Source organism: Cytobacillus oceanisediminis (genome assembly GCF_003182355.1).
Lineage (GTDB): Bacteria > Bacillota > Bacilli > Bacillales > Cytobacillaceae > Cytobacillus > Cytobacillus oceanisediminis_A.
This window is the reverse complement of sequence record NZ_QGTW01000008.1, coordinates 193169-219487: the sequence shown is the minus strand read 5'-3', so window position 1 is coordinate 219487 and position 26319 is coordinate 193169. Positions and strand designations below refer to the sequence as shown.

Genomic DNA, 26319 nt, shown 5'->3' with positions numbered 1-26319 from the left:
GTGTGTTAATTGGAACTGAAGGCTCGAGAATCCTCGAAAATGCTTATTAAAGAATGTTCTTCCAAAGTCCTGGGGGAAAATTGTACACCAAAGGCATAGAACGCAAAGGAGGCTCCTGAAAGCACTCGGTAAGGGAAGTGCCTGCTGGGAAAATCACCACCCAAGTTAATTGAGCCTGCGAGAAAAGCATGGACCTGATATCAGGTCCATGCTTTTTTGCTTTATACAGATTGTGGTTCTTTTAATTCCATTGAAGGACCGAAGAATTCATAACGGATATTTTCTTTTTTGAAACCTGCTTCAAGCAATGCTTCGTACATGGCTTGCATAAACGGTACTGGACCGCACATATAAACCAGGCTATCCATATTGGAAACAATTGTTTTTAGCCATTCAGATGTTATATAACCCTCTTTATTGTAGGACTTCTCTTCCTTATCCTTTTCGGATGGATTTTCATAACAGAAATACGCTTTTACCAACTGATTATTTTCTTCTATATTTTTTACTTCCTTAGCAAAAGCGTGAACATTTCCATTAATTGCGGCATGGATAAAGGCAGTTTCGTTAGTCATGCCTAATGCATCAAGATGGCGAAGCATGCTTAGCATAGGGGTTATCCCAACGCCGCCGCTTAGGAGTATGATTGATTGATCAGTCTGTTCGAGAACAAATTCTCCTGCTGGAGCGCTTATTTCTATTTGATCGCCTTCTTTTAATTCATTGTGAAGATAGCTGGATATCTTTCCTTCCGGCTTCTCGTTCGTTCCTTCTTCCTTCTTGACAGAAATACGATAGTATGCTTTTTCTGGAGAATCAGATAGGCTGTATTGACGGATGTGTTTAAATTCTTCCCCTTGGATATTTAGCTTCACACTTATATATTGGCCTGGCAGATAGTCGGCAATATCTCCGCCATCAACTGGACTCAAGTAGAATGATGTGATTACATCGCTTTCCTTAACTTTCTTAGTAACGGTAAATGTCCTGAAATCCTTCCAGCCGCCTGGTTTCTGGGAGGCCTCATCATAAAGGCTCTTTTCCAAGCCGATAAAAGCATCTGCAATAACTCCATAGGCTTTTGTCCATGCCTCAATAATTTCGTCTGTAGCCCCCTCTTTAAGAACCTCTTTTATTGCAAGGATTAAATGCTCCCCAACAATTGGATAATGCTCCGGTTTAATCCCCAGCGAACGGTGCTTATGGGCGATCTGTGTTACAACCGGCAAGATGACTTCAAGCTGGTCAATGTATTTTGCAGCGGCATAAACAGAGTTTGCGAGCGCTTTCTGCTGACGCCCCTGCTTTTGGTTTGCGTGGTTAAAAATATTTAATAGTTCAGGGTGATTTGTAAACATTAGCTTATAAAAAGTTTTAGTAATATCCTCGCCATGTTTTTCGAGTACAGGTACAGTGCTTTTAATAATTTCAATCGTTTTTGTGTCTAGCATTTCAGCAAAACTCCTTTTTTTATATTTTCACTATAATTATAGGTCATATAAAAAAGGAAATATGTGATGTACATCACACTATTGAATAATAACAAAAACATTTAAAGAGCTAAAAAAGGAAAAATACTGACAAAATCCGAAGGGAATAGGGAAAATTTCTATCGTTTTGCTTACAGAAAGTGACACACTTTATCTCCTGATATGCGCTATACTTTTTTCTAACAGAATCATAGCATCATAGCTTCCCCAGAATTTTGGAGGCTTTCACTATGGTTTATTTAAGTGCTTAGCTTTTTAAGGGGGAAGATAATTGGCGGTATATTTGGATATTATCTGGGCATTAAATTTTATGTTTGATAGCCTCCTCCTTTATTTGACAGCCATTATTTTAAAAAGAGAAGTTCGTCTCTGGAGAGTTTTTGCGGGAGGCTTGGTAGGTTCGGTTATTATATTATTAGTTTTTACTCCATTAAATGCCTATTCTGGACACCCCATAACAAAATTATTATTCTCTGTTGCCATGGTACTTACTGCATTTGGCTTTAAGCGGTTACGTTACTTTCTAAAAGGACTTATGACTTTTTATTTTTCTACATTTCTAATTGGAGGATCCTTGATCGGCATCCATTATTTTATTAAATTCGATTTTCAGCTTTCTTCTTCAGTTATGCTGGCAAGTGTTAAAGGGTTTGGAGACCCGATCAGCTGGCTGTTCGTGCTGCTGGGCTTTCCGCTGGCCTGGCATTTTTCAAAAAGGAATATTGAAGGGATTGAAATGACCAAAATTCAATATGATTCCTTGGTCCAAGTACTAATTGTTATTGAGGAAAAGGAATATCGTTTTAAAGGCCTGATTGACAGCGGCAACCAGCTTTATGATCCTATTTCGAAGATGCCGGTCATGTTTATTTCGATTAAAGACAGGCTCGAACAGTTTCCTCAAGAAATAATAAAAATTGCTGGAAACCCTGAGGAAATAATACTAGGAAATGAATCGATAGGCGGAGAATGGGAGCATAAAATGAGGGTTATTCCATGCAAGGTAGTTGGACAAGAACATCAGCTTATCATTGCTTTTAAACCTGACCGCATAGTTCTTGGAAAAGAAAATGAAATAATCGAAGTAGAAAGGGGATTGGTCTCCTTTTCCATGCAGCAGCTTTCCGCTGATGATGCTTTCCAATGTATCGTTCATCCTAAAATGCTTACTGGTACAAGTAAAATAAATCCGGATGCAAAGGTAAGTTAATATACTATACTCAGCAAAAACATAAATTAGAAGGAGGACAATTCATGAAAAAGTTAAAACTTCGCTTATCCTATTATTGGTATAAATTATTAATTAAGCTGGGGATCAAAACAGATGAAGTTTATTATATAGGCGGCAGCGAAGCACTCCCTCCTCCTCTCAGCAAGGAAGAAGAAGAAATGCTGTTAATTAAGCTTCCGAAAGGGGATAAAGCAGCAAGATCCATTCTGATTGAAAGAAACCTCAGGTTAGTTGTTTATATTGCGAGAAAGTTCGAAAACACGGGCATTAATATTGAGGATTTGATCAGCATTGGAACAATCGGTCTGATTAAAGCGGTAAATACCTTTAATCCTGAGAAAAAAATTAAGCTGGCTACATACGCTTCCCGCTGTATTGAGAATGAGATTCTTATGTACTTAAGAAGAAATAATAAAATTCGCTCTGAAGTCTCCTTCGATGAACCATTAAATATAGATTGGGATGGGAATGAATTGCTGCTTTCCGATGTTCTTGGCACTGAGGATGACATTATTACCAAAGACCTGGAGGCCAATGTTGATAAAAAGCTGCTGCTAAAGGCTTTGCACCAGCTTTCAGACAGGGAGAAGCAGATCATGGAGCTGAGGTTTGGGCTTGGGTCTGGGGAAGAAAAAACCCAAAAAGACGTAGCAGATATGCTTGGGATTTCCCAGTCTTATATATCCCGCCTGGAAAAAAGGATCATTAAAAGATTGAAGAAGGAATTTAATAAGATGGTATAGAAAATTCAGAACAGTTTTTAAGGAATCCTATTAATAATTTTTTTACAAAAATTTGCAAGTGAAAAACCTAGTGTTCATGATGTTTTGAGCATTTGCCCATCCGTTGGGCAGAATAGCCGGTGCATATTTTTCCTGCTCAAGGAGATACTGTTTTTTGTACAGCAGCTCCTGTGAGGAGGGAAATGGATTGACTCGAAATAAAGTAGAAATTTGCGGTGTTGATACTTCAAAGCTTCCAGTTTTAAAAAACGAAGAAATGAGAGAGCTCTTCAAGCAAATGCATAAGGGGGATATAACCGCACGGGAAAAACTCGTCAACGGCAACCTGCGTCTCGTCTTAAGTGTGATCCAGCGATTTAATAACAGAGGCGAATTTGTTGATGACCTGTTCCAGGTCGGCTGTATCGGTCTCATGAAATCTATTGATAATTTTGATTTAAGTCAAAACGTTAAGTTTTCCACCTATGCAGTCCCAATGATTATAGGGGAAATCCGAAGGTATCTGCGGGATAATAACCCTATACGCGTATCTCGGTCATTAAGGGATATTGCTTATAAAGCGCTGCAAGTGCGAGAACGCTTGATGAGTAAAACCTCAAGAGAACCGACAGCTGAAGAAATTGCCAAAGAGCTAGATGTTCCGCATGAAGAAATTGTTTTCGCATTGGATGCCATCCAGGATCCTGTCTCCTTATTTGAACCGATCTATAATGATGGCGGAGATCCGATTTACGTGATGGATCAATTGAGCGATGAACGAAACAAGGATATTCAATGGATTGAAGAAATAGCATTAAAAGAAGGTATGCGGAGGCTGAATGAAAGAGAAAAGCTTATACTAAGGAAACGGTTCTTCCAGGGAAAAACCCAAATGGAAGTGGCCGAGGAAATTGGAATTTCCCAGGCACAAGTCTCCAGGCTGGAAAAAGCAGCCATTAAACAAATGAATAAAAATATTCAAAGCTGAGCAGCCATTTTGGCTGCTTTTTGCTTTACCAGCCTTTAGCTTTTATACTTTTCGCTCCTTTTCTAACATTTTTCCTATAGCAGCAAACATATATTTAATAAGAACATAAAATTGGGAGTGAAGTCTCGATGGTGAAAATATCTGAATTTCAGATGAAGGATGTTGTAAATGTTGCGGATGGAAGAAAGCTTGGGAATATTGGGGATATTGACATCAATATAAACACTGGAAAAATCGAAGCTGTTGTTATAGGCGGAGCTGGTAAAGTATTAGGCTTTTTCGGTAAGGATGAGGACATTGTCATTCCGTGGAAAAACATATTGAAAATCGGCGAAGATGTCATATTGGTTCGCTACAAAGATACAACTGAGCTGAAATATATCGAGGAAAAGGCGTAACGAGCTGTTATAGCTGTAAACGGGGCTAACTCTATGGTAAACTATAGAAAAATAAAATGGGGTTAAAAGTATGGAGCCATTTTCTCTTAGAAATAAAGAGTATTTTATGATAAAAGAATGGACAGATCGTTTTCCTAATATAACTGCAGGATTCACAACCAAGAATGGAGGCTGCAGCCAAAATGAGTTCAATGCTCTCAATGTAGGGCTGCATGTGAATGACAGCTATGAAGCGGTCAGCCAAAATCGCAAGCATGTGGCTGGCTTGCTTGGTTTTTCTCCAGATAAATGGGTTGGTGCGGAACAAACACATGAAGTAAGAATCCAAAAGATATCCAAGGGTGACCAGGGAAAGGGCGCGCTTCTATATGAGGATTCTTTTTCTGGCACTGACGGGTTTTTTACATATGAAAAAGGTGTGCTATTAACTCTCTGTTATGCAGATTGTGTGCCGCTTTATTTTTTGCACGAAAAAACTGGAGCAATTGGTATTGCCCATGCAGGCTGGAAGGGTACAGTCGGGGGAATTGGCAGAGAAATGGCAAAGTTTTACAGCAATGAAGGAATTGATTTAGCTGAGGTTCGAGCGGTTATAGGGCCGTCCATTTGTGAAAGTTGTTACATTGTTGATGAGCGTGTCATTTCAAAAGTGCAAAAAATACTAGAAGATGTCGAGATAAAGCCATATAATTTAATTAATGACAATCAGTACCATCTAGACTTGAAAGAGCTGAATAAGCAAATCCTTTTGAATGCTGGTATTTTTGAAGCTAATATTACAATTACGGAATATTGTACAAGCTGCCATCAGGACTATTTCTTCTCCCATCGAAGAGATAAAGGGAGAACAGGCAGAATGATGAGCTTTATCGGATGGAAGGAGGAAGTCTGAAGCTAAATGAAAGTTGAAGAGAATTTAAACCAAATAAAGTCTGCCATTCTGGAAGCGTGCGAAAAAGTGGAACGTAATCCTGAGGATATAACAGTTATTGCGGTTACCAAATATGTTTCAACAGAAAGGGCCCTGGAAGCCGTTGAGGCCGGGATTGATCATTTAGGTGAAAACAGAGATGATGGACTCCTTGCCAAGTGGGAAGTTTTAAAGGACAAGCCGACCTGGCACTTTATCGGCACACTTCAAACCCGGAAGGTAAAAAACATTATAGATAAGGTTGATTTTATTCATTCACTGGACCGGATTTCCCTTGCAAAGGAAATTGATAAGCGGGCATCAAAAAAAATAAATTGTTTTGTTCAGGTCAATGTTTCTGGGGAAGAGTCCAAACAGGGAATTAATCCTGAAGACGTAGCTGAATTCATTTCAAGCATGGGAGAGTTTAAGAACCTGAACATCATCGGTCTTATGACGATGGCGCCGTTCACTTCCGACGAAGATCAGCTGCGTTCCTGTTTCCGGAAGCTGAAAGACCTTCAAGCAGAGGTGAGGGATCTTAATTACGATTTTGCTCCATGCACAGAACTTTCAATGGGCATGTCCAACGATTTTGGCATCGCCATTGAAGAAGGGGCTACCATGGTGAGAATTGGAACTGCTTTAGTAGGCGAAAAGGATCAGGAGGTTCAATAAAATGAGTATAAAATCAAAATTTAAAACATTTTTCTTCCTGGATGATGAATATGACTATAAGGAAGAGGAAATCATCGAAGAAGAAAGAGAACCGGTAAAGCAGGTGCAAAAACAGCAGCAGCCAGTTCAAAAACAAAATATTGTCAGCCTGCAAAGTGTGCAGAAATCTTCTAAAGTAGTCCTTGTTGAACCGCGTGTGTATGCGGAAGCACAGGATATTGCTGATCAGCTAAAAAATAGAAGGGCCGTTGTGGTGAACCTGCAAAGAATTGATAAGGACCAGGCTAAACGGATCGTTGATTTTTTAAGCGGAACTGTTTATGCCATCGGCGGAGATATTCAAAAGGTCGGGACAGATATTTTCTTATGCACGCCTGATAACGTTGAAGTTTCGGGAAGCATTTCTCAATTGATGAAGGAACAAGAATTCGAAAATACGAGGTGGTAACTTTTAATGGAATTAATATTTGGGATTTTGTCATCTGCAATTTATTATTACTCATGGGCATTGATTATTTATATTCTGCTGTCATGGTTTCCAAATGCGAGGGAATCAGTTTTCGGCCAATTTCTTGCTAGAATTTGCGAGCCATATCTTGAACCGTTCCGCAAAATTATTCCTCCGCTAGGCATGATCGATATTTCGCCAATCGTCGCCATCCTAGTTTTGCGATTCGCTACAGGTGGATTGCAGCAGCTTTATTACTGGATTGCATAAGCGTAAAAATGGGGCTATCAAAGGTCCCTTTTTTATTTTGTATAAAAGGAGGATTTGCAAATAAATGAGCATCTATCAGCACTTCCGTCCGGAAGAAAAAGAGTTTATTGACCAGGTCCTCAATTGGAAGGATCAGGTGGAAAATACATATGCTCCAAAGCTTACCGATTTTCTTGATCCGAGGGAGCAGCATATTCTTATAAGCATAATAGGCCAGCATTTAGGGATAAAGTGGGATTTATTTGGAGGTACAGCTAATGCAGAAAGGAAAAGGGCTCTTATATTCCCTGATTATTACGAAAGTGATAAGGATGATTTTCAGATTTGTTTATATGAAGTTGAATATCCAAAAAAGTTTATTACACTCGAACATCCCCAGGTTTTAGGCAGCCTGATGTCCCTTGGATTGAAGCGGGGGAAATTCGGGGATATTCTTTTCGAAGACGACAGGATCCAATTCTTTGTTTCTGAAGAAGTTGAGGACTATATTCGCCTGCAGCTGGAGTCAATCGGCAGAGCTTCTGTAACTCTTAGCAAGCTGCCCTTTGCTGAAGCGATCCAAACCAGTGAGGAATGGCGGGAATGTTCTGTCACATCATCCTCCTTAAGGCTTGATACAGTCATTTCAGCTGTTTATAATATCTCCAGGCAAAAATCACAGCTTTTTCTCCAGCAGGGGTTGGTTAAAGTCAATTGGACATTAATTGAAAACCCCTCCTTTGAATGCAAAGAAGGAGATATAATTTCAGTCAGGGGGCATGGGCGTTCCAAAATCATGGGGATTGAAGGGAAAACCAAGAAGGAAAAATGGAGAATTATCGCAGGAAGACAAAAATAATTTAAAATAATGCAGGAAATTGATGCAACCTGTCGAATAAATAAATCAAAAGATAGCGGAGTCTGTTATAATGAAAAAGAACCAGCAGGCTCAGACAAATTTTTACATAAGAACAACAGACCTGGGAGGTGGCACCTATGCCATTAACACCGTTAGATATTCATAACAAGGAATTCAGCAAAGGATTCCGTGGATATGATGAAGATGAAGTAAATGAGTTCCTCGACCAAATCATTAAAGATTATGAAATCCTGATTAGGGAGAAAAAGGAGCTTGAAGAAAAGCTTAATGAAGTTAACGATCGCATTGGCCACTTTACTACAATTGAAGAGACTTTGAATAAATCCATTGTGGTGGCACAGGAAGCTGCAGAAGAAGTTAAACGCAATGCCCATAAGGAAGCAAAGCTGATCATTAAAGAAGCGGAAAAGAATGCTGACAGGATTGTTAATGAGTCGTTATCGAAAGCCAGAAAAATAGCTTTGGATATTGAAGACCTGAAGAAACAATCCAAAGTATTCAGAACCCGTTTCAAAATGCTCGTTGAAGCACAGCTTGATATGCTGAACAATGATGACTGGGATCATCTAATGGAGTATAAGCTTGACTCTACAGATCTTAAATCATTAAAAGAAGAGGAAGAATCACTGGCTTGACGAAAGCTGGAGATATCGCATATAATTTTAAAACAAAGCTGTGTTAAAGATTAGTATTTTGTTGATTGGAGCGGAAGACGCGAGACTCCTGCGGGAGAAGCGTGTCAAACGTAGACCCCGCAGGCGCAAGGCGTCGTCGAGGAGGCTCCCGGACCGCCCGCGGAAAGCGAGTGTCTGCAGTGGAAATCAACACCCAAGGTTAACAGAGCCTATAACAAAGTAAATACCTTGTTTATAAACGATGAGAGGGACAGTACAGTTTTTTTAGCTTAAGTGCAGAGTGCATATGAACTCTGCTAGCGAGCCGGGGACGGTGGAAGCCCGGGGATAAGCAGAAAATTGGAAAATCACCCTTGAGTTCCTTGCCGAACATTCTTTAGAACGAGTAGGCCAAGGCGAATCATTCACGTTAAGAATGCTTTGAGCGGATGGAATTGAGTAATTCCGTCTACAAGGGTGGTACCGCGGGAGAATAAAACCTTCTCGTCCCTTTTAGGGATGAGAGGGTTTTTTGTGTTTTCCGTTGATTTATCTGCTCTCACATTGGCAATCATGGTATTTAATGAGTTTGTCGCAGTCTAACGGGCAGTAAGACTCCCACTTCAAGACTCAGAGGAATCGAAGGGGGATAAGCGGGAGTCAAACTGACCATAGAGGCCCGATTGGTTCAACTAACAATCAATGGGGATGAAGGAAGCCCCACTGATTGAAGTTTCACTTTATACAGGAGGAAATGGAATGGATTACAAAGATAGTTTATTAATGCCGAAAACAGAATTCCCGATGCGCGGCAATCTGCCAAAGCGCGAACCTGAAGTTCAGGCAAAGTGGGAAGAAATGAATATTTATGAAAAGGTTCAGGAACGCACTAAAGGCCGTCCGATGTTTGTGCTGCACGATGGCCCTCCATATGCAAATGGCGATATTCATATCGGCCATGCCCTGAACAAAATCCTTAAGGATTTCATTGTCCGTTCCAAGTCTATGTCGGGATACAATGCCCCATATGTTCCCGGATGGGACACACATGGTTTGCCGATTGAGCAGGCTTTGACAAATAAAGGGGTTAAGAGGAAAGAAATGAGTGTTGCGGAATTCCGCAAACTTTGCGAAGAGTATGCTTATGAGCAAATTGACAGCCAGCGGGGACAATTTAAGCGATTGGGCGTTCGAGGTGATTGGGAGAACCCATATATCACACTGAAGCCTGAATACGAGGCACAGCAAATTAAAGTGTTTGGAGATATGGCTAAAAAGGGTTATATTTACAAAGGCAAAAAGCCTGTTTATTGGTCTCCGTCATCTGAATCTGCATTGGCTGAAGCCGAAATTGAATATAAAGATAAACGTTCACCATCAATATATGTTGGATTTAAAGTAAAAGACGGAAAGAACGTATTGGATAACGATACGAAAATTATCATTTGGACAACAACTCCTTGGACGATTCCTGCCAACCTTGGAATTTCTGTTCATCCGGAGCTCAATTATGCTGTAGTTGAAGCAAGCGGCCAAAAATACCTTGTTGCTGAAGATTTATTGTCGTCAGTAGCAAAAGAGTTCGAATGGGAAGACCATAATATTGTTAAAACAATTAACGGAAGCGAGCTTGAGCATGTAATTGCTGAGCACCCTCTATATGGGCGTGACTCCCTTGTTATGCTGGGCGAGCATGTAACTACAGACGCAGGTACTGGCTGTGTTCACACAGCTCCCGGCCATGGGGAAGACGATTTCCATGTTGGTATGAAATACGGATTGGACGTATTATGCCCGGTAGATGATAAAGGAAACATGACAAATGAAGCGCCGGGATTTGAAGGCTTGTTCTATGATGCTGCCAACAAACCAATTACGGAAAAGCTTTCTGAAGTTGGCGCTTTGTTAAAGCTAACATTCATTACTCACTCTTATCCTCATGACTGGAGAACAAAAAAACCGGTAATTTTCCGTGCCACTGCACAGTGGTTTGCATCCATTAAGGATTTCCGCAATGAGCTTTTAGAAGCTGTTAAGGAAACCAATTGGTATCCTGCATGGGGTGAAACGAGACTGTTCAACATGGTCCGCGACCGCGGAGATTGGTGTATTTCCCGCCAGCGTGTGTGGGGTGTGCCAATTCCTGTCTTTTATGCGGAAAATGGAGAAGAAATTATTACAGATGAGACAATCGAACATGTATCAGGTCTTTTCCGTAAAAATGGTTCAAATATTTGGTTTGAAAAAGAAGCTAAGGAGTTGCTTCCTGAAGGGTTTACTCATCCTGGAAGCCCGAACGGCCAATTCACAAAAGAAACGGATATCATGGACGTTTGGTTTGATTCCGGTTCTTCCCACCAGGCGGTTCTTTTAGAACGCGATGATTTGCAGCGTCCTGCAGACTTATACCTTGAGGGATCCGACCAGTATCGCGGTTGGTTCAACTCCTCGTTATCCACTGCAGTAGCTGTTACAGGAAAAGCTCCTTATAAAGGGGTCCTAAGTCATGGTTTTACCCTGGACGGTGAAGGCAGAAAAATGAGTAAGTCAATCGGCAACGTTGTCGTACCAGCCAAAGTTATGAACCAGCTTGGTGCTGACATCCTTCGTTTATGGGTTGCATCCGTTGATTACCAAGCGGATGTCCGTGTTTCTGATGCAATACTCAAACAGGTTGCTGAAGTTTACCGGAAGATCCGCAACACTTTCCGTTTCTTGCTTGGGAATCTTGCTGACTTTAACCCGGGAGCCGATTCCGTTTCATTTGAGAACCTGCGCGAAGTTGATCAGTTCATGCTTGTAAAGCTTAATAAATTGATCAAGAGCGTTCGTGAGTCTTATGACCGCTATGAATTTGCCGGCATCTACCACGCAGTTAATAATTTCTGTACATTGGATCTGAGTGCGTTTTATCTTGATTTTGCAAAAGATGTTCTTTATATTGAAGCAAAAGATAATGCAGAACGCCGCGCAATCCAAACAGTACTTTATGAGAGCTTGATTGCTCTTACAAAACTTGTGGCGCCAATTCTTTCCCATACAGCAGATGAAGTTTGGAGCTTTATCCCAAATGTAGAAGAAGAGAGTGTACAATTAACTGATATGCCGGAATATCAAGAGCTTCCAAATGCCAAGCAGCTTGAAGAAAAGTGGACGGCGTTTATGAAGCTTCGCGATGATGTTTTAAAGGCATTGGAAGAAGCACGCAATGAAAAAGTTATCGGCAAATCGCTGACAGCAAAAATCACTCTGTATGTTAACGATCATGCTAAAAACCTTCTGGATTCTATCCAGGAAAACCTTCAGCAGCTCTTTATCGTTTCAGGCTTTGAAGTAGCAGGAAGCCTGGGAGATGCTCCTGAAAATGCCATGAAATTCGAAAATACGGCAATTGTTGTTACCAAAGCAGAAGGCGAAACTTGCGAGCGCTGCTGGACAGTAACACCTGAAGTTGGCCAGACAGAGGGCTACGACACACTTTGCCCTCGCTGTGCTGATGTTGTAAAAAATAATTATAGCCATTTGGCCTAATAATGGAGCGGTCCCCAACTTTTAGGGGGACTGCTTTTATTTATGGGGATGTTTCACATGCCGGGATTTGCATTTAGAGAGGTGAAGGCTTGCCTAACTTTGCCTCAAGTCCGAGAAAGGAACGAAAGGAAGGCTTCCAGCCTTATAATAGGAAAGCCAAATTTATAATAAAGTAATACCTAGAGAATTGTTCCAAGGGTTTTAATAAATAATTCCACCTTCGTTAAATGTTGTGCCGTTTGCTAAAAGTTTGCCCGTGTCTGAAATCGCCTCCGAGAAATAATAAAGGAAACACCAATAGAACGGAGGAAAAGGCATGGATGCAAAAGCAGAAGGGCTCTGTTCAGAACTCCGTAATACAAGACAGGAAATATTGGAAAGGCTGATGGAAGGCAATAGTTCCGCTTTAATTAAGCCAATTTTATTAGAAGAGCTGCATGACATTGAGCAGGCGCTTAAAAAAATTGAAAATGGCGATTATGGGAAATGTGAAATTTCAGGTGAACTGCTCCCGGCAGATTTGCTGGAAATGGTGCCCACTTTAAAAACGATGGAGGATTGCAGCAAACTCGGGAAGTATTACCGAAAATCAATCTACCATTGAGTTTAAGCGTGTGCTGTGTTTTTTATTCAGTTTGTGCTAAAATGCAAAGGTAATGATATGAGATATGGGGGTTGCCTTTGTGTTTTATTACATAATTGCTTTGTTTGTGATTGCTCTTGACCAGCTGACAAAATGGCTGATTGTAAAGAACTTCGAATTGGGGGAAAGTGTTAAGGTTATTGAAGACTTTCTCTATATTACATCGCACCGCAACCGTGGCGCTGCCTGGGGCATCCTGCAGGGTCAAATGTGGTTTTTCTACGTGATAACCGTCATTGTCATAATTGGAATTATTTATTACATTCAAAAAGCCGCTAAAGGTAAAATGCTTCTGGGGCTCTCTTTGGGATTAATGCTGGGCGGAGCGATTGGAAACTTTATTGACAGGGTATATCGGAAAGAAGTTGTTGATTTTATCAATACCTATATTTTTGGCTATGACTTCCCCGTTTTCAATATCGCTGACTCGGCATTGGTGATTGGAGTAGGTATGCTGATGGTCCAAATGCTGCTAGAAGAGAGAGAAGCAAAGAAGGAGAAATCTTATGGAGAAAATGGAACACATCATTCCTGAGGAACAGGCAGGAGAAAGAATAGATAAAGTATTATCCACGCTGAATGCAGAGTGGTCAAGAACCCAGGTTCAGCAATGGATTAAGGATGGCAATGTTCTTGTAAATGGACAAAAGCCGAAAACAAATTATAAATGCACGGTAAATGATCAGATTGAGGTCACTATACCTGAACCCGCAGAATTGGATGTTGTACCTGAAGAAATGGATTTGGATATTTATTATGAGGATCAGGATGTCCTTGTTGTGAATAAACCTAAAGGAATGGTCGTCCATCCTGCAGCTGGGCATGGAACCGGGACCCTTGTAAACGGCCTGATGGCCCACTGTAAAGATCTTTCGGGGATAAATGGTGTTATGAGACCTGGGATCGTTCATCGTATAGATAAAGATACTTCAGGACTTCTAATGGTCGCAAAAAATGATATGGCTCATGAAAGCCTTGTTAACCAGCTCATGAATAAAACGGTTACTCGTAAATACCGTGCCATCGTTCATGGCGTTATCCCTCATGATTACGGTACCATTGATGCACCGATTGCCAGAGACCCCAAGGACCGTCAAAGCATGACTGTAGTGGACAATGGCAAACATGCAGTCACTCATTTTCATGTCCTCGAACGCTTTAAAGATTTTACGTTTGTTGAATGCCAGCTGGAAACAGGCAGAACCCATCAAATCCGTGTTCATATGAAATATATCGGTTATCCGCTTGCAGGAGATCCCAAATACGGGCCTAGGAAGACCCTTGATCTGGGAGGACAAGCCCTTCATGCTGGAGTGCTTGGATTTGACCATCCAAGGACTGGTGAGTACCTGGAATTTGAAGCATCGCTTCCTGCTTATTTTCAAGAGCTCTTAGATAATCTTGCAAATAATCGTTGACAGCTGTCCAAATATAATATAAGATGACTTTAGTTGAATAAGTCCTTTAAAACAGTCCCGAGAGGCTGGGAAGGAAACGGATTAGAATAGGGGATACAGTGTCCTCATTCTGCAGCAAACGACTTCGTTTACCCTCTCGCCATATCGGTGAGAGGGTTTTTTATTATAAATTATGCTAAGTGGAACGGAAATAAACAGACAAGCTCAGGCAGAGTTAATAAAAGAGGTGATCAGAATGCAGCAAAAAGCAATCGTCCTGGACGAACAAGCAATCAGGAGAGCACTGACAAGGATTGCCCATGAAATCATTGAGAAAAACAAAGGAATCGAGAATTGCATCCTGATTGGGATTCGGACCAGGGGGATATACCTGGCAAACCGCTTAGCGGAACGGATCGAACAGATTGAAGGAGCAAAAATCGCGGTTGGCGAGCTCGATATTACTTTATACAGAGATGACCTTACTAAAAAAACTGAGAATCAAGAGCCGCTTGTGAAAGGTTCTGATATCCAAAAAGATATCAATGATCAAAAGGTTATTTTGGTGGATGATGTCCTTTATACAGGAAGAACGGTTAGAGCTGCTCTTGATGCCCTGATTGACATCGGGCGGCCGTCACAAATTCAGCTTGCAGTCCTAGTTGACCGGGGCCATAGAGAGCTTCCGATCAGAGCTGATTATGTAGGGAAAAACATACCGACTTCAAGCTCTGAGAAAATCGTTGTCAAGCTGAAGGAAGTAGATGAAAACGATCAAGTAAGTATATACGAAAAATAAATAGTCCTTTTAAATGCAGTCCAGAGAGGCTGACAAAGGGGAACCCAGCAGAAGCAGTCTGTCTTTTGCTGCCCTCTTGCACCCTCTTTGCGTCTCAATAGCAAAGAGGGTTTTTTAATAAAACAAAGAGGAGAGATTTGAATGAACAAACCCATTTTAGATATAAAAGACATCCCATCACCGGCCCACTGGCTGACATTAAGCTTACAGCACTTATTCGCAATGTTCGGAGCAACCATTTTAGTACCATACTTGGTCGGGTTAAACCCTGCGATTGCCTTGATTTCCAGCGGACTTGCAACCATTGCCTTTCTAATCATCACAAAATGGCAGGTACCGGCATACCTCGGGTCATCTTTCGCTTTTATCGCTCCAATCATCGCTGCAAAAGCAGCCGGCGGCCCTGGCGCAGCCATGATAGGAAGCTTCATGGCAGGCCTTGTATACGGAGCTGTTGCATTAATCATTAAAAAAGCTGGCTATCGCTGGATCATGAACCTGCTTCCGCCAATTGTAGTAGGCCCAGTCATAATCGTAATTGGGCTGGCACTTGCAGGCACAGCAGTCGGCATGGCAATGAATAACCCTGAAACAGGTGAATACAGCATGCTGCATTTCTCGGCAGCGCTTGTAACGCTGTCAGCTACCATCATCTTCTCCATCTATGCAAAGGGCATGCTCAGCATGGTGCCAATTCTGGCTGGAATCATAATCGGATATGTTTACTCACTGGCAATGGGCATCATCGACTTCTCATTAGTTCAGCAGGCAGCCTGGTTTGAAATGCCTGAGTTCTTGTTTCCTTTCGCAGATTATGAAGTAAGGGTAACGCTTGATTTGGCACTTCTAATGGTTCCGGTAGCTGTAGTAACAATTTCAGAGCATATCGGCCATCAGCTTGTACTTGGAAAAGTAGTCGGAAAAGATTATATTAAGGAACCTGGATTGCACCGTTCCATTCTTGCAGATGGAACAGGAACTATGATCTCAGCATTAATCGGCGGACCGCCAAAAACAACTTACGGTGAAAATATCGGCGTATTGGCCATCACTAAAATATACAGTGTCTATGTACTGGCAGGTGCCGCAGTCATTGCGATTATCTTCGGATTCATAGGTAAGGTTACAGCCCTAATCAGCTCTATTCCTACACCAGTAATGGGCGGAGTATCCATCCTGCTATTCGGTATCATCGCATCCTCCGGCTTAAGAATGCTTGTTGACAGCAAAGTGGACTTCGGAAACAACCGCAACCTGGTTATCGCATCAGTCATCCTTGTACTGGGAATTGGCGGAGCGCATATTGAAATCTGGGCATTTAAACTTGAAGGAATGGCCCTGGCTGCGATCAGCGGCGTCCTCCTAAACCTGATTCTTCCAGGCAGAGAAGAATCTAAGGAAGATATGTTTGAAGGTGAAAACGAAAAAAAAACTAATGTAGCATAACACTTTTTAACTAGGTCCTGAGAGACTTAAAAGGGTGTTGGCGGCAATTTGGCTAAACGGGACCAGTGTACCCAAATGCCAGGTGGCCTCAACTTTTCAGCACCCTGACCAAATTGGCAGGGTGCTTTTTTGAAAAATAGGGCTAAAAAAAGGCTGTGAAAAAGCTAATTATTAATTTTTGCACCCTGTTGAATGAAGCGGAGGGTGCGAGACTCCAGCGGGAGAAGCGAGTCGAAGGGAGACCCCGCAGACGCAAGCAGAGGAGGATCCCTAAATGCCAAGCGGAAACGAGCACCCGGAGCGGAAATCAACAGGCCAAAGTAACAGCCTAGAATAAAAGAGGAGGGAAAACATGAAACATTTGCTTACTACCTCAGATTTAGAGATTGAAGAAATTAATAAAATTCTGGGAGATGCACAGTACTTTTTAAACGGAGGAACATGGACACCTGAAAACAAGGTATTTGTCGCCAACCTCTTTTTTGAAAATAGCACCAGAACAAAATGCAGCTTTGAAGTGGCAGAAAGGCGGCTTGGGCTGGATATAATCCCTTTTGAAGTAAGCACTTCAAGCGTATCAAAGGGAGAGTCACTATACGATACGGTAAAAACGCTTGAAGCCATCGGTGTCCATGCAGTAGTCATCCGTCATAGCAAGGATCGATATTTTGATGAACTGACAGGCAAAGGCGGGGTTTCCATTCTGAATGCCGGGGACGGATGCGGACACCATCCTACACAATCATTGCTTGATTTGCTGACAATCAAGCAGGAATTCGGATCTTTTGAAGGATTAAAAGTCTCAATTATTGGAGATATTTCACATAGCCGGGTGGCTAGATCCAATGCGGATGCACTTGTCCGGCTTGGAGCAAAAGTGGTTTTCTCGGGCCCTAAAGAATGGTTTGATGAAGAAATGCTTGAAAATGGCGTGTATGAAGATATAGACACAGCCATCGAAACCTCGGATGTCGTAATGCTTTTAAGAATTCAGCATGAACGGCACCATTCGAAAGCAAACCGCACTTCTGAAGAGTATCACCTTACTTACGGATTAACAGAAGAACGCGAGAAAAAAATGAAGCCGAACAGCATAATCATGCATCCTGCCCCGGTAAATCGAGGCGTAGAGATTGCAGATAGTTTGGTAGAATGCGAGCGTTCTAGAATCTTCAAACAGATGCAAAATGGAGTATTCATCCGGATGGCAGTTTTGAAAAGATCCATTGAACAAATTGAAGGGGGAGCTAATTATGTCAACATTAATCAAAAATGGCCAGTTGCTTACTAATAAAGGGGAATTCCAAAAAGCTGATATTTACATTGAATCAGGAAAGATCGCCGAAATTGACACGAATATTGAAAGAGAAGCACAGGAAATTATTGATGCAGAAGGCCTGCTTGTTGCTCCTGGCTTTATTGACCTGCATATACACTTGCGTGAGCCGGGCGGAGAAAGGAAGGAAACGATTGAAACCGGGACTAAGGCTGCAGCCAAAGGGGGTTTTACAACTGTTGCGGCGATGCCGAATACAAGGCCGGTTCCTGATACAAAGGAACAAATGGAAAAGCTGAATAAGCGCATTGAAGAGAAAGCTGCTGTCCGGGTACTTCCATATGCTTCCATAACCATTCGGGAGCTTGGCCAGGAATTAACAGATTTTAAAGCGCTAAAAGAAGCTGGAGCATTTGCTTTTACAGATGATGGTGTGGGAGTTCAGTCAGCAGCAATGATGCTTGACGCAATGAAGCAAGCAGCAGAAATCAATATGCCGATTGTCGCCCACTGTGAAGAAAATACCCTCATTAACAAAGGTTCTGTACATGATGGAGTTTTTGCTAAAGAGCATGGGCTGAACGGTATTCCTTCCGTCTGTGAGTCTGTACAAATTGCAAGGGACGTTCTGCTTGCTGAAGCAGCAGGCTGCCATTATCATGTCTGCCACATCAGCACGAAGGAATCTGTAAGAGTGGTAAGAGATGCAAAGCGCGCGGGGATCAAGGTCACTGCGGAAGTAACCCCTCATCACCTCCTGCTTTGTGAGGAGGACATTCCAGGTCTGGATCCAAACTTTAAAATGAACCCGCCGTTAAGAGGTGCAGATGACAGAGACGCCTTAATCGATGGGCTGCTGGATGGTACGATTGATTTTATTGCAACCGACCACGCTCCACATACAGCAGAAGAAAAAGGCGAGGGCATGGTGCTGGCTCCTTTCGGAATTGTCGGCTTGGAAACAGCCTTTCCGCTTCTTTACACCCATTTTGTAGAGAAAGAAATTTTTACACTAAAGCAACTGATCGATTACTTAACAGTTAAACCTGCAGAGGCATTCAGCCTTCAGTCAGGAAGAATAGAAACTGGAGCAAAGGCTGACTTGGTTCTTCTGGACTTGAACCATCAGGAAAAAATTAACCCTGCACAGTTTTTATCAAAAGGAAAAAATACGCCATTCTCAGGCTGGGATTGTAAAGGCTGGCCAGTATTAACAATGGTTAACGGAAAAATTGCCTGGAACAGAGGGAGTGTAAAAGCATGAAAAAACAGCTGATTCTGGAAGATGGAACTATTTTTATCGGAAAAGGGTTTGGAAGTGATGTGAATTCAATCGGAGAGGTTGTATTCAATACAGGGATGACAGGGTATCAGGAAATATTGTCAGACCCTTCCTATTGCGGGCAAATTATTACTCTTACCTATCCATTAATCGGAAACTACGGAATCAATCGGGATGATTTTGAATCCATTTCCCCGGCGATTTCAGGGTTTATTGTAAAAGAAGCAAGCGAGTATCCTTCCAACTGGAGAAATGAGCAGTCATTGGACGAATATTTCAGGATGAAGAATATTCCGGGTATTGCCGGAATTGATACAAGAAAATTAACAAGAATCATCCGCCAGCATGGAACACTGAAAGGGGCTATCTGCAGCATTAATGAAAACCCTGAAACGATCATTGAAAAATTGCGTGCAACAAAGCTGCGAAACGACCAGGTAAAGCAGGTTTCCACAAAGACACCTTATCCAAGCCCAGGGCGCGGGAGCAGGGTTGTCCTAGTAGATTTCGGAATGAAGCACGGGATTTTAAGGGAACTAAATAAGCGGGATTGCGATGTGATCGTTGTTCCTTACAATACTTCAGCTAAAGAAATTCTCAGCTTGAGCCCTGACGGTGTCATGCTGTCCAATGGACCCGGAGATCCGAAAGATGTGCCGGAAGCCATCATAATGATTAAGGAGCTATTAGGAAATGTGCCTATTTTCGGGATTTGCCTGGGCCATCAGCTATTTGCACTGGCGTGCGGTGCCAATACAGAAAAAATGAAATTTGGCCACCGGGGCTCAAATCATCCTGTAAAAGATCTGCTTACAGGAAAAGTAGCTTTAACTTCTCAGAACCATGGTTATTCAGTTGAAGAAAATTCGATTGCGGGCACACCGCTTGAAATTACACATATTGCGTTAAATGATGGAACGATCGAAGGATTGAAGCATAAAGAAGTACCAGCTTTTACCGTACAATACCACCCGGAAGCTTCACCAGGACCGGAAGATGCAAACGGGTTATTTGAACAATTCCTGCAAATGATTGAAACACAAAAAGAGGAAGGTGCTGCAGCATGCCAAAGCGTACAGATATAAAAAGTATTTTAGTAATCGGATCGGGACCTATTGTGATCGGCCAGGCGGCGGAATTTGACTATGCGGGCACACAGGCCTGCATCGCCCTGAAAGAAGAAGGCTATCGTGTGATCCTTGTCAACTCAAACCCGGCAACGATTATGACAGATACGGAAATTGCTGACGCGGTATACATAGAACCGCTGACGCTCGAATTTGTCAGCCGCATCATCCGGAAAGAGCGTCCGGATGCCCTTGTTCCGACACTGGGTGGCCAGACTGGCTTGAATCTGGCTGTAGAGCTGGCTGAATCCGGTGTTTTGGAGGAATGCGGTGTAGAGATTCTTGGAACAAAATTATCTGCAATTCAAAAAGCGGAAGATCGGGATCTTTTCCGCAGTTTAATGAATGAGCTTGGCGAGCCTGTACCTGAAAGTGAAATTATCCATAACCTGGATGAAGCATTCGAATTTGTAAATAGAATCGGATATCCGGTAATTGTGCGCCCTGCTTTCACTCTCGGAGGAACAGGCGGGGGAATCTGCCATGACGAAGAAGAATTAATTGAAATTGTGGCAAGCGGCTTGAAGAACAGCCCTGTTACCCAGTGTCTGCTTGAAAAAAGCATCGCAGGCTTCAAGGAAATCGAATATGAAGTAATGAGAGATTCCAATGACAATGCAATTGTTGTCTGTAATATGGAAAACTTTGATCCGGTTGGGATTCATACAGGCGATTCGATAGTTGTGGCTCCAAGCCAGACTCTCAGTGACCGCGAGTACCAGCTGCTAAGAAACACTTCATTAAAAATTATTCGCGCACTAGAGATTGAGGGAGGCTGTAATGTTCAGCTCGCGTTGGATCCACACAGCTTCAATTACTACATCATTGAAGTAAATCCTCGTGTCAGCCGTTCCTCAGCGCTTGCATCAAAAGCAACAGGTTATCCGATCGCGAAACTTGCAGCGAAGATTGCAGTAGGACTGACACTTGACGAAATGATGAACCCTGTTACAGGAAAAACATATGCCTGCTTCGAACCTGCCCTGGATTATATCGTTTCAAAAATACCGCGCTGGCCGTTCGATAAATTTGAATCTGCCAACCGTTCACTTGGAACACAGATGAAGGCAACTGGAGAAGTAATGGCGATTGGACGTACGCTGGAAGAATCCCTTTTAAAAGCAGTCCGGTCACTTGAGGCAAATATCCACCATATTGAACTGAAAGATGCTGAACTGATTTCAGATGAATTGATTGAAAAACGGATAAGAAAAGCAGGAGACGAGCGCCTGTTTTATATAGGGGAAGCCATTCGCAGGGGAGTAACCATTGATGCAATCCATGAGTGGAGCAAGATTGACTTGTTCTTCCTGCACAAGATAAATAAAATAATAGACTTTGAGCGTGTGTTAGCAGAAAATCCATTTGACGAGGAAAAAGGAAAAATGGCAAAAGAAATGGGATTTGCCGATTCGGTTATAGCCAAGCTCTGGAAAACGAGCGAAATGGAAGTTTACAGCTGGAGAAAGTCTAACGCTATTCTGCCGGTTTATAAAATGGTAGATACATGTGCAGCCGAGTTTGAATCAGAAACGCCTTATTTCTATGGAACTTATGAAGAAGAAAACGAATCAATAGTAACAAACCGCAAAAGTGTTGTTGTCCTGGGATCAGGCCCAATCCGGATTGGCCAGGGAGTAGAATTCGATTACTCAACAGTTCACGCGGTATGGGCAATTAAGGAAGCAGGCTACGAAGCAATCATTATAAATAATAATCCTGAAACTGTTTCAACAGACTTCAGTATTTCCGATAAGCTCTACTTTGAACCGCTGACGATTGAAGATGTAATGCATATTATTGATTTGGAGAAGCCTGAAGGAGTAGTTGTACAGTTTGGCGGACAGACCGCCATCAACCTGGCTGCAAAGCTGGTGGAAAGAGGAGTGAAAATTCTCGGAACTTCCCTTGAGAACCTTGACCGCGCAGAAGACCGCGATAAATTCGAGCATGCTCTTACTGAATTGGATATTCCAATGCCAAAAGGAAAGACAGCTTTATCGGTGGAACAGGCTGTCACGATAGCAACTGAAATCGGCTATCCTGTTGTGGTTCGTCCATCTTATGTACTTGGCGGAAGAGCCATGGAGATTGTTTACAAAGAAGAAGAGCTGCTTCACTATATGGAAAATGCGGTTAAAGTTAACCCGGAGCACCCGGTATTAATAGATCGTTACCTGACCGGAAAAGAAATTGAAGTGGATGCGATTTCTGATGGCGAGAATGTCCTCATCCCGGGCATTATGGAGCATATTGAAAGAGCCGGCGTCCACTCTGGGGATTCAATCGCGGTCTATCCGCCGCAAAACATATCAGAGGGAATCAAAGAAAAGCTGGTTGAATACACACAAAAGATGGCTAAAGGGCTGGGAATTATCGGCCTTCTTAATATCCAGTACGTAATCGCTAAAGGGGAGGTATATGTGCTTGAAGTTAATCCGCGCTCAAGCCGGACAGTGCCTTTCTTGAGCAAAATTACAAATGTACCGATGGCCAAAATAGCTACGAAGGTTATTTTAGGACAGTCATTAGCTCAACAAGGGTACGGATCAGGCCTTCTTCCAGAAAGAAGCGGCGTTTTTGTAAAAGTTCCGGTCTTCTCCTTTGCCAAGTTAAGAAGAGTGGACATCACTTTAGGGCCGGAAATGAAATCAACCGGGGAAGTTATGGGGAAAGACACAACACTAGAAAAAGCCCTTTATAAAGGCCTTGTTGCTTCCGGCATGAAAATCCAGCCATTCGGAACTGTACTTATGACAGTGGCAGACAAAGATAAAGAAGAAGCACTGCAGCTTGCGAAACGGTTTGTGTCCATCGGCTACAGACTGATGGCGACAAGCGGAACGGCTCTATTCCTTCAATCTGCCGGCATACCTGTTAAAGTGACCGGGAAAATCGGCTCTGAAGGGCAAAACCTTCTGGATGTAATTAGAAATGGCGAAGCGCAGTTTGTCATAAATACTTTAACAAAAGGCAAACAGCCAGCCCGGGACGGCTTCCGGATCCGCCGTGAATCTGTTGAAAATGGCGTGCCATGCTTAACTTCACTGGATACTGCTGAAGCAATCCTTCGAGTGATTGAATCTATGAATTTCTCCGCGGATGCGATGGATAAACCAGAACAAATTCGGGAGGCGGTTCTATCTTGATCAAGCAGGAATTATGCACAGTAATCGCTCAAAATAAAATTGCAAATAACATTTACGAGCTCACCCTTCAAGGTGAGCTTGTTCATGAAATGACCGAGCCAGGCCAATTCGTCCATTTAAAAGTATCAGAGGGCTATGATCCCATGCTTAGAAGGCCGATCAGCATTGCTGAAATCGCTCCTGGCCTGAGTCAATTTAAGATGATTTACAGGGCTGAAGGCAGAGGCACGGTTAAGCTTTCAGAAAAAAAAGCTGGTGATACTGTCGATGTGCTGGGCCCTTTAGGAAATGGTTTCCCTGTCCACGAAGCAAAACAAGGGGATACTGCCCTTCTAGTTGGCGGAGGGATTGGTGTACCACCGCTTTATGAGTTGTCCAAGCAGCTTGTTAAGCAGGGAGTAAAGGTAGTTCATATACTAGGCTTTCAAACAGAAAGTGCTGCCTTTTATGAAGAAAAATTTTCGCAGCTCGGAGAAACCTATATTGCCACAGCCGATGGCAGCCTCGGGACAAAGGGCTTTGTAACGAATGTAATAGATGAATTAAAACTGGATTTCGATATTCTTTATTCCTGCGGCCCAACACCAATGCTTAAGGCGCTGGAAAGTCAGTATCGACATAAAAACGTGTATCTGTCACTTGAAGAAAGGATGGGCTGCGGAATCGGCGCATGCTTTGCATGTGTCTGCCATACCGGGGATGATCCTGAAGGTTACAGCTATAAAAAGGTTTGCAGTGACGGTCCAGTATTTAAAGCAGGGGAGGTTGTCCTATGAGCTCATTAAATATTAGCCTTCCAGGGCTTGATTTAAAAAATCCAATTATGCCGGCCTCAGGATGTTTTGGATTCGGAAGAGAATTTAGCCAGCTCTACGATTTGAGTAAGCTGGGAGCAATTATGATTAAAGCGACAACTTCTGAGCCGCGATTTGGAAATCCAACCCCAAGAGTTGCAGAAACTTCAGCAGGTATGCTGAACGCGATCGGGCTGCAAAACCCCGGTCTCGAAAAAGTTGTGAATGAGGAGTTAGTGTGGCTTGAACAATTTGAAGTACCCATCATTGCTAATGTAGCCGGATCACAGGAGGAAGATTATGTTGCGGTGGCAAAAAGAATTTCAGCTGCCAAGAATGTACATGCACTTGAACTCAACATCTCCTGCCCGAACGTCAAAACAGGCGGAATTGCCTTTGGAACGATTCCAGAAACAGCCAGGAACTTAACAAAAAAAGTAAAAGAAGTTTCAGAAGTTCCCGTATATGTAAAGCTTTCTCCAAATGTCACAAATATCGTAGAAATGGCAAAAGCGGTTGAGGATGGCGGTGCAGACGGATTAACGATGATCAACACGCTAATTGGCATGAGACTGGACCTTAAAACTGGCAACCCTATTCTAGCAAATAAAACAGGCGGCCTTTCCGGACCTGCGATAAAGCCGGTTGCACTAAGAATGATTTATGAAGTCAGCCAGCAGGTATCCCTTCCGATTATCGGCATGGGCGGAATCGAATCTGCCGAGGATGTAATAGAGTACTATTATGCAGGAGCAAGCGCAGTGGCAGTCGGTACAGCGAATTTCGTAGACCCGTTTGTCTGCCCGAGAATTATTGATGAACTGCCTGGACTTTTAAAGAGACTCGGGTATGAACATATTTCAGAGTGCACAGGAAGGAGCTGGAAGAAACATGAAAAAGCCGCTTATTATTGCTCTTGATTTTGCAGGAAAAGAGGAGGTAAATCGTTTTCTAACACACTTTGAGAATGAGAAACTATTTTTGAAAGTTGGGATGGAGTTATTTTACCAGGAGGGGCCATCCATTATTTCCGAATTAAAAGAAAAAGGGCATGAGATTTTCCTGGACCTTAAACTTCATGACATTCCGAATACAGTAAAGAGTGCGATGAAAGGCCTTGCAGGACTAGGCTGCGATATGGTCAATGTTCATGCGGCCGGTGGAAAAGCCATGATGGAAGCCGCTCTGGAAGGCTTAGAAGCAGGCCGCTGCTCGGGCAAAAGGCCCTTCTGTATTGCAGTTACACAGCTTACAAGCACTTCGGAGCAGCAAATGAAATCAGAGCAGTTAATACCTGTCACACTGAATGAATCGGTTCTGCATTATGCCAGTCTGGCCAAAGAGGCAGGGCTTGATGGTGTGGTATGTTCAAGTTTTGAAGCAAGGGAGATCAGCGCCCGTTTAGGAGAATCCTTTTTAACGGTTACACCGGGTATCCGGTTGTTAACAGATGATGCTGGCGATCAAAAGCGGGTTGCGACTCCGACGTTCGCAAGAGCGGAAGGGGCATCAGCTATTGTGGTAGGACGCTCAATTACCAAATCGGAGAATCCATTTGAGAAATATATACAATGCAAGCAATCATGGGAGGGTGTACTCAATGAAGCGTAAAATAGCAGAAAGATTACTGGACATCAAAGCCGTTGCCTTAAACCCAAACGATCCATTTATATGGTCATCAGGGCTGCTTGCCCCAATTTATTGCGATAATCGTTTGACATTATCCTACCCTGCTGTAAGGAAAGAAATTGCTGCGGGCCTTCAGGAAATCATTAATGAGAAGTTTCCTGGTGCCGAGCTCATCGCTGGAACGGCCACAGCCGGCATTCCACATGCAGCCTGGGCAAGTGACTTGATGGATCTGCCAATGTGCTATGTCCGCTCCAAGGCAAAAGGGCATGGCAAAGGCAAACAAATTGAAGGAAAAGCTGAAGCAGGACAGAAGGTAGTCGTTGTAGAGGACCTGATTTCAACTGGGGGAAGCGCCATAACTGCGGTCAAGGCTCTAAGAGAAGCAGGCTGCGAAGTATTGGGTATGGCAGCGATCTTTACATACCAGCTTGAAAAAGGCAAAGAAATGCTTGCTGAAGAGAATATTGAGGCATTCACTTTGACAGATTTCGAAGCTCTAACAGAGGTTGCCATCGAAAAGGGCTATATTCAGGAAGAAGATATGGAGAAATTAATGGAGTGGCGAAAAGATCCTGCTGAGTGGGGGAAGGTTAAACAATAACCTGTTTTGCGAAAAAGAAAAAAGCAAGCATCTT

General features: G+C 42.7%; 25 protein-coding genes and 1 other annotated feature. Of the genes, 24 read left to right on the top strand and 1 reads right to left on the bottom strand.

Annotation, left to right across the window (positions count from 1 at the left end):
• Window positions 1-221 precede the first annotated feature (221 nt).
• Window positions 222-1451 (bottom strand): NO-inducible flavohemoprotein, encoded by a 1230-nt coding sequence (hmpA, locus tag DFO73_RS16225; RefSeq protein WP_110065768.1) that lies wholly within the window; start codon window positions 1449-1451, stop codon window positions 222-224.
• Between the two features lie 310 nt (window positions 1452-1761).
• Here hmpA and spoIIGA point away from each other — a divergent pair, with 310 nt between their 5' ends.
• From spoIIGA to pyrE, 24 genes are all read left to right on the top strand, one after another.
• Window positions 1762-2700, top strand: coding sequence for a sigma-E processing peptidase SpoIIGA (gene spoIIGA / locus DFO73_RS16220; RefSeq protein WP_110065767.1), 939 nt, complete (start codon window positions 1762-1764; stop codon window positions 2698-2700).
• Between the two features lie 44 nt (window positions 2701-2744).
• Window positions 2745-3464, top strand: coding sequence for an RNA polymerase sporulation sigma factor SigE (gene sigE / locus DFO73_RS16215; protein WP_009330857.1), 720 nt, complete (start codon window positions 2745-2747; stop codon window positions 3462-3464).
• Window positions 3465-3651: 187 nt separating this feature from the next.
• The gene (gene sigG, locus DFO73_RS16210) at window positions 3652-4431 is read left to right on the top strand and encodes an RNA polymerase sporulation sigma factor SigG (RefSeq protein WP_026041699.1); all 780 of its coding nucleotides are present in this window, start codon (window positions 3652-3654) and stop codon (window positions 4429-4431) included.
• A gap of 128 nt (window positions 4432-4559) precedes the next feature.
• Window positions 4560-4829 (top strand): YlmC/YmxH family sporulation protein, encoded by a 270-nt coding sequence (locus tag DFO73_RS16205; protein ID WP_110065766.1) that lies wholly within the window; start codon window positions 4560-4562, stop codon window positions 4827-4829.
• 70 nt (window positions 4830-4899) lie between these two features.
• Window positions 4900-5721 carry a peptidoglycan editing factor PgeF gene (gene pgeF / locus DFO73_RS16200; RefSeq protein WP_110065765.1) on the top strand — a complete coding sequence of 274 codons (822 nt, stop codon included), beginning with the start codon at window positions 4900-4902 and terminating at the stop codon, window positions 5719-5721.
• A gap of 6 nt (window positions 5722-5727) precedes the next feature.
• Window positions 5728-6417: a YggS family pyridoxal phosphate-dependent enzyme gene (locus DFO73_RS16195; RefSeq protein ID WP_110065764.1), complete on the top strand. Its 690-nt coding sequence runs from the start codon at window positions 5728-5730 to the stop codon at window positions 6415-6417.
• A 1-nt stretch (window position 6418) separates the two neighbouring features.
• Window positions 6419-6865: a cell division protein SepF gene (locus DFO73_RS16190; protein WP_110065763.1), complete on the top strand. Its 447-nt coding sequence runs from the start codon at window positions 6419-6421 to the stop codon at window positions 6863-6865.
• Between the two features lie 6 nt (window positions 6866-6871).
• Window positions 6872-7135 carry a YggT family protein gene (locus tag DFO73_RS16185; protein WP_110065762.1) on the top strand — a complete coding sequence of 88 codons (264 nt, stop codon included), beginning with the start codon at window positions 6872-6874 and terminating at the stop codon, window positions 7133-7135.
• A 64-nt stretch (window positions 7136-7199) separates the two neighbouring features.
• Entirely contained in the window at window positions 7200-7973 is a 774-nt protein-coding gene (locus DFO73_RS16180) for a YlmH family RNA-binding protein (RefSeq protein ID WP_110065761.1), read from the top strand.
• 137 nt (window positions 7974-8110) lie between these two features.
• Window positions 8111-8629 (top strand): DivIVA domain-containing protein, encoded by a 519-nt coding sequence (locus DFO73_RS16175; protein ID WP_110065760.1) that lies wholly within the window; start codon window positions 8111-8113, stop codon window positions 8627-8629.
• A gap of 232 nt (window positions 8630-8861) precedes the next feature.
• Window positions 8862-9123 (top strand) — a binding site (T-box leader).
• Window positions 9124-9367: 244 nt separating this feature from the next.
• The gene (gene ileS, locus DFO73_RS16170; RefSeq protein WP_110065812.1) at window positions 9368-12139 is read left to right on the top strand and encodes an isoleucine--tRNA ligase; all 2772 of its coding nucleotides are present in this window, start codon (window positions 9368-9370) and stop codon (window positions 12137-12139) included.
• 316 nt (window positions 12140-12455) lie between these two features.
• Window positions 12456-12743 carry a hypothetical protein gene (locus tag DFO73_RS16165; RefSeq protein ID WP_110065759.1) on the top strand — a complete coding sequence of 96 codons (288 nt, stop codon included), beginning with the start codon at window positions 12456-12458 and terminating at the stop codon, window positions 12741-12743.
• Between the two features lie 79 nt (window positions 12744-12822).
• Window positions 12823-13317, top strand: a complete 495-nt coding sequence (gene lspA, locus DFO73_RS16160) for a signal peptidase II (RefSeq protein ID WP_110065758.1) — start codon at window positions 12823-12825, stop codon at window positions 13315-13317.
• Window positions 13289-14200, top strand: coding sequence for an RluA family pseudouridine synthase (locus DFO73_RS16155; protein WP_110065757.1), 912 nt, complete (start codon window positions 13289-13291; stop codon window positions 14198-14200). Before lspA ends, DFO73_RS16155 begins: the two co-directional genes overlap by 29 nt.
• Window positions 14201-14435: 235 nt before the next feature.
• Window positions 14436-14978 carry a bifunctional pyr operon transcriptional regulator/uracil phosphoribosyltransferase PyrR gene (gene pyrR, locus DFO73_RS16150; protein ID WP_110065756.1) on the top strand — a complete coding sequence of 181 codons (543 nt, stop codon included), beginning with the start codon at window positions 14436-14438 and terminating at the stop codon, window positions 14976-14978.
• A gap of 141 nt (window positions 14979-15119) precedes the next feature.
• A complete protein-coding gene (locus DFO73_RS16145; protein ID WP_110065755.1) occupies window positions 15120-16424 on the top strand; it encodes a solute carrier family 23 protein in 1305 nt (434 codons plus the stop codon).
• 352 nt (window positions 16425-16776) lie between these two features.
• Window positions 16777-17715, top strand: coding sequence for an aspartate carbamoyltransferase catalytic subunit (locus tag DFO73_RS16140; RefSeq protein ID WP_110065754.1), 939 nt, complete (start codon window positions 16777-16779; stop codon window positions 17713-17715).
• Window positions 17678-18964 (top strand): dihydroorotase, encoded by a 1287-nt coding sequence (locus tag DFO73_RS16135; protein WP_110065753.1) that lies wholly within the window; start codon window positions 17678-17680, stop codon window positions 18962-18964. The genes DFO73_RS16140 and DFO73_RS16135 overlap by 38 nt, the downstream gene beginning before the upstream one ends.
• Entirely contained in the window at window positions 18961-20067 is a 1107-nt protein-coding gene (locus DFO73_RS16130; protein ID WP_110065752.1) for a carbamoyl phosphate synthase small subunit, read from the top strand. The genes DFO73_RS16135 and DFO73_RS16130 overlap by 4 nt, the downstream gene beginning before the upstream one ends.
• Window positions 20046-23258 (top strand): carbamoyl-phosphate synthase large subunit, encoded by a 3213-nt coding sequence (gene carB, locus DFO73_RS16125; RefSeq protein ID WP_110065751.1) that lies wholly within the window; start codon window positions 20046-20048, stop codon window positions 23256-23258. The genes DFO73_RS16130 and carB overlap by 22 nt, the downstream gene beginning before the upstream one ends.
• Entirely contained in the window at window positions 23258-24034 is a 777-nt protein-coding gene (locus DFO73_RS16120) for a dihydroorotate dehydrogenase electron transfer subunit (protein WP_181396036.1), read from the top strand. The genes carB and DFO73_RS16120 overlap by 1 nt, the downstream gene beginning before the upstream one ends.
• Complete coding sequence (locus tag DFO73_RS16115) at window positions 24031-24972, top strand: dihydroorotate dehydrogenase (protein ID WP_110065749.1); 942 nt, start codon at window positions 24031-24033, stop codon at window positions 24970-24972. The genes DFO73_RS16120 and DFO73_RS16115 overlap by 4 nt, the downstream gene beginning before the upstream one ends.
• Window positions 24944-25663 (top strand): orotidine-5'-phosphate decarboxylase, encoded by a 720-nt coding sequence (pyrF, locus tag DFO73_RS16110; RefSeq protein ID WP_110065748.1) that lies wholly within the window; start codon window positions 24944-24946, stop codon window positions 25661-25663. Before DFO73_RS16115 ends, pyrF begins: the two co-directional genes overlap by 29 nt.
• Window positions 25653-26285, top strand: a complete 633-nt coding sequence (gene pyrE / locus DFO73_RS16105; RefSeq protein ID WP_110065747.1) for an orotate phosphoribosyltransferase — start codon at window positions 25653-25655, stop codon at window positions 26283-26285. Before pyrF ends, pyrE begins: the two co-directional genes overlap by 11 nt.
• The last annotated feature ends 34 nt before the right edge of the window (window positions 26286-26319 follow it).

Bases quoted from the DNA above. Each gene is read 5' to 3' on its own strand.
- hmpA (WP_110065768.1), bottom strand. From the start codon at position 1,451: ATGCTAGACACAAAAACGATTGAAATTATTAAAAGCACTGTACCTGTA.
- sigE (WP_009330857.1), top strand. From the start codon at position 2,745: ATGAAAAAGTTAAAACTTCGCTTATCCTATTATTGGTATAAATTATTA.
- DFO73_RS16205 (WP_110065766.1), top strand. From the start codon at position 4,560: ATGGTGAAAATATCTGAATTTCAGATGAAGGATGTTGTAAATGTTGCG.
- pgeF (WP_110065765.1), top strand. From the start codon at position 4,900: ATGGAGCCATTTTCTCTTAGAAATAAAGAGTATTTTATGATAAAAGAA.
- DFO73_RS16195 (WP_110065764.1), top strand. From the start codon at position 5,728: ATGAAAGTTGAAGAGAATTTAAACCAAATAAAGTCTGCCATTCTGGAA.
- DFO73_RS16190 (WP_110065763.1), top strand. From the start codon at position 6,419: ATGAGTATAAAATCAAAATTTAAAACATTTTTCTTCCTGGATGATGAA.
- DFO73_RS16185 (WP_110065762.1), top strand. From the start codon at position 6,872: ATGGAATTAATATTTGGGATTTTGTCATCTGCAATTTATTATTACTCA.
- DFO73_RS16180 (WP_110065761.1), top strand. From the start codon at position 7,200: ATGAGCATCTATCAGCACTTCCGTCCGGAAGAAAAAGAGTTTATTGAC.
- DFO73_RS16175 (WP_110065760.1), top strand. From the start codon at position 8,111: ATGCCATTAACACCGTTAGATATTCATAACAAGGAATTCAGCAAAGGA.
- ileS (WP_110065812.1), top strand. From the start codon at position 9,368: ATGGATTACAAAGATAGTTTATTAATGCCGAAAACAGAATTCCCGATG.
- DFO73_RS16165 (WP_110065759.1), top strand. From the start codon at position 12,456: ATGGATGCAAAAGCAGAAGGGCTCTGTTCAGAACTCCGTAATACAAGA.
- DFO73_RS16155 (WP_110065757.1), top strand. From the start codon at position 13,289: ATGGAGAAAATGGAACACATCATTCCTGAGGAACAGGCAGGAGAAAGA.
- pyrR (WP_110065756.1), top strand. From the start codon at position 14,436: ATGCAGCAAAAAGCAATCGTCCTGGACGAACAAGCAATCAGGAGAGCA.
- DFO73_RS16145 (WP_110065755.1), top strand. From the start codon at position 15,120: ATGAACAAACCCATTTTAGATATAAAAGACATCCCATCACCGGCCCAC.
- DFO73_RS16140 (WP_110065754.1), top strand. From the start codon at position 16,777: ATGAAACATTTGCTTACTACCTCAGATTTAGAGATTGAAGAAATTAAT.
- DFO73_RS16135 (WP_110065753.1), top strand. From the start codon at position 17,678: ATGTCAACATTAATCAAAAATGGCCAGTTGCTTACTAATAAAGGGGAA.
- DFO73_RS16130 (WP_110065752.1), top strand. From the start codon at position 18,961: ATGAAAAAACAGCTGATTCTGGAAGATGGAACTATTTTTATCGGAAAA.
- carB (WP_110065751.1), top strand. From the start codon at position 20,046: ATGCCAAAGCGTACAGATATAAAAAGTATTTTAGTAATCGGATCGGGA.
- DFO73_RS16115 (WP_110065749.1), top strand. From the start codon at position 24,031: ATGAGCTCATTAAATATTAGCCTTCCAGGGCTTGATTTAAAAAATCCA.
- pyrF (WP_110065748.1), top strand. From the start codon at position 24,944: ATGAAAAAGCCGCTTATTATTGCTCTTGATTTTGCAGGAAAAGAGGAG.
- pyrE (WP_110065747.1), top strand. From the start codon at position 25,653: ATGAAGCGTAAAATAGCAGAAAGATTACTGGACATCAAAGCCGTTGCC.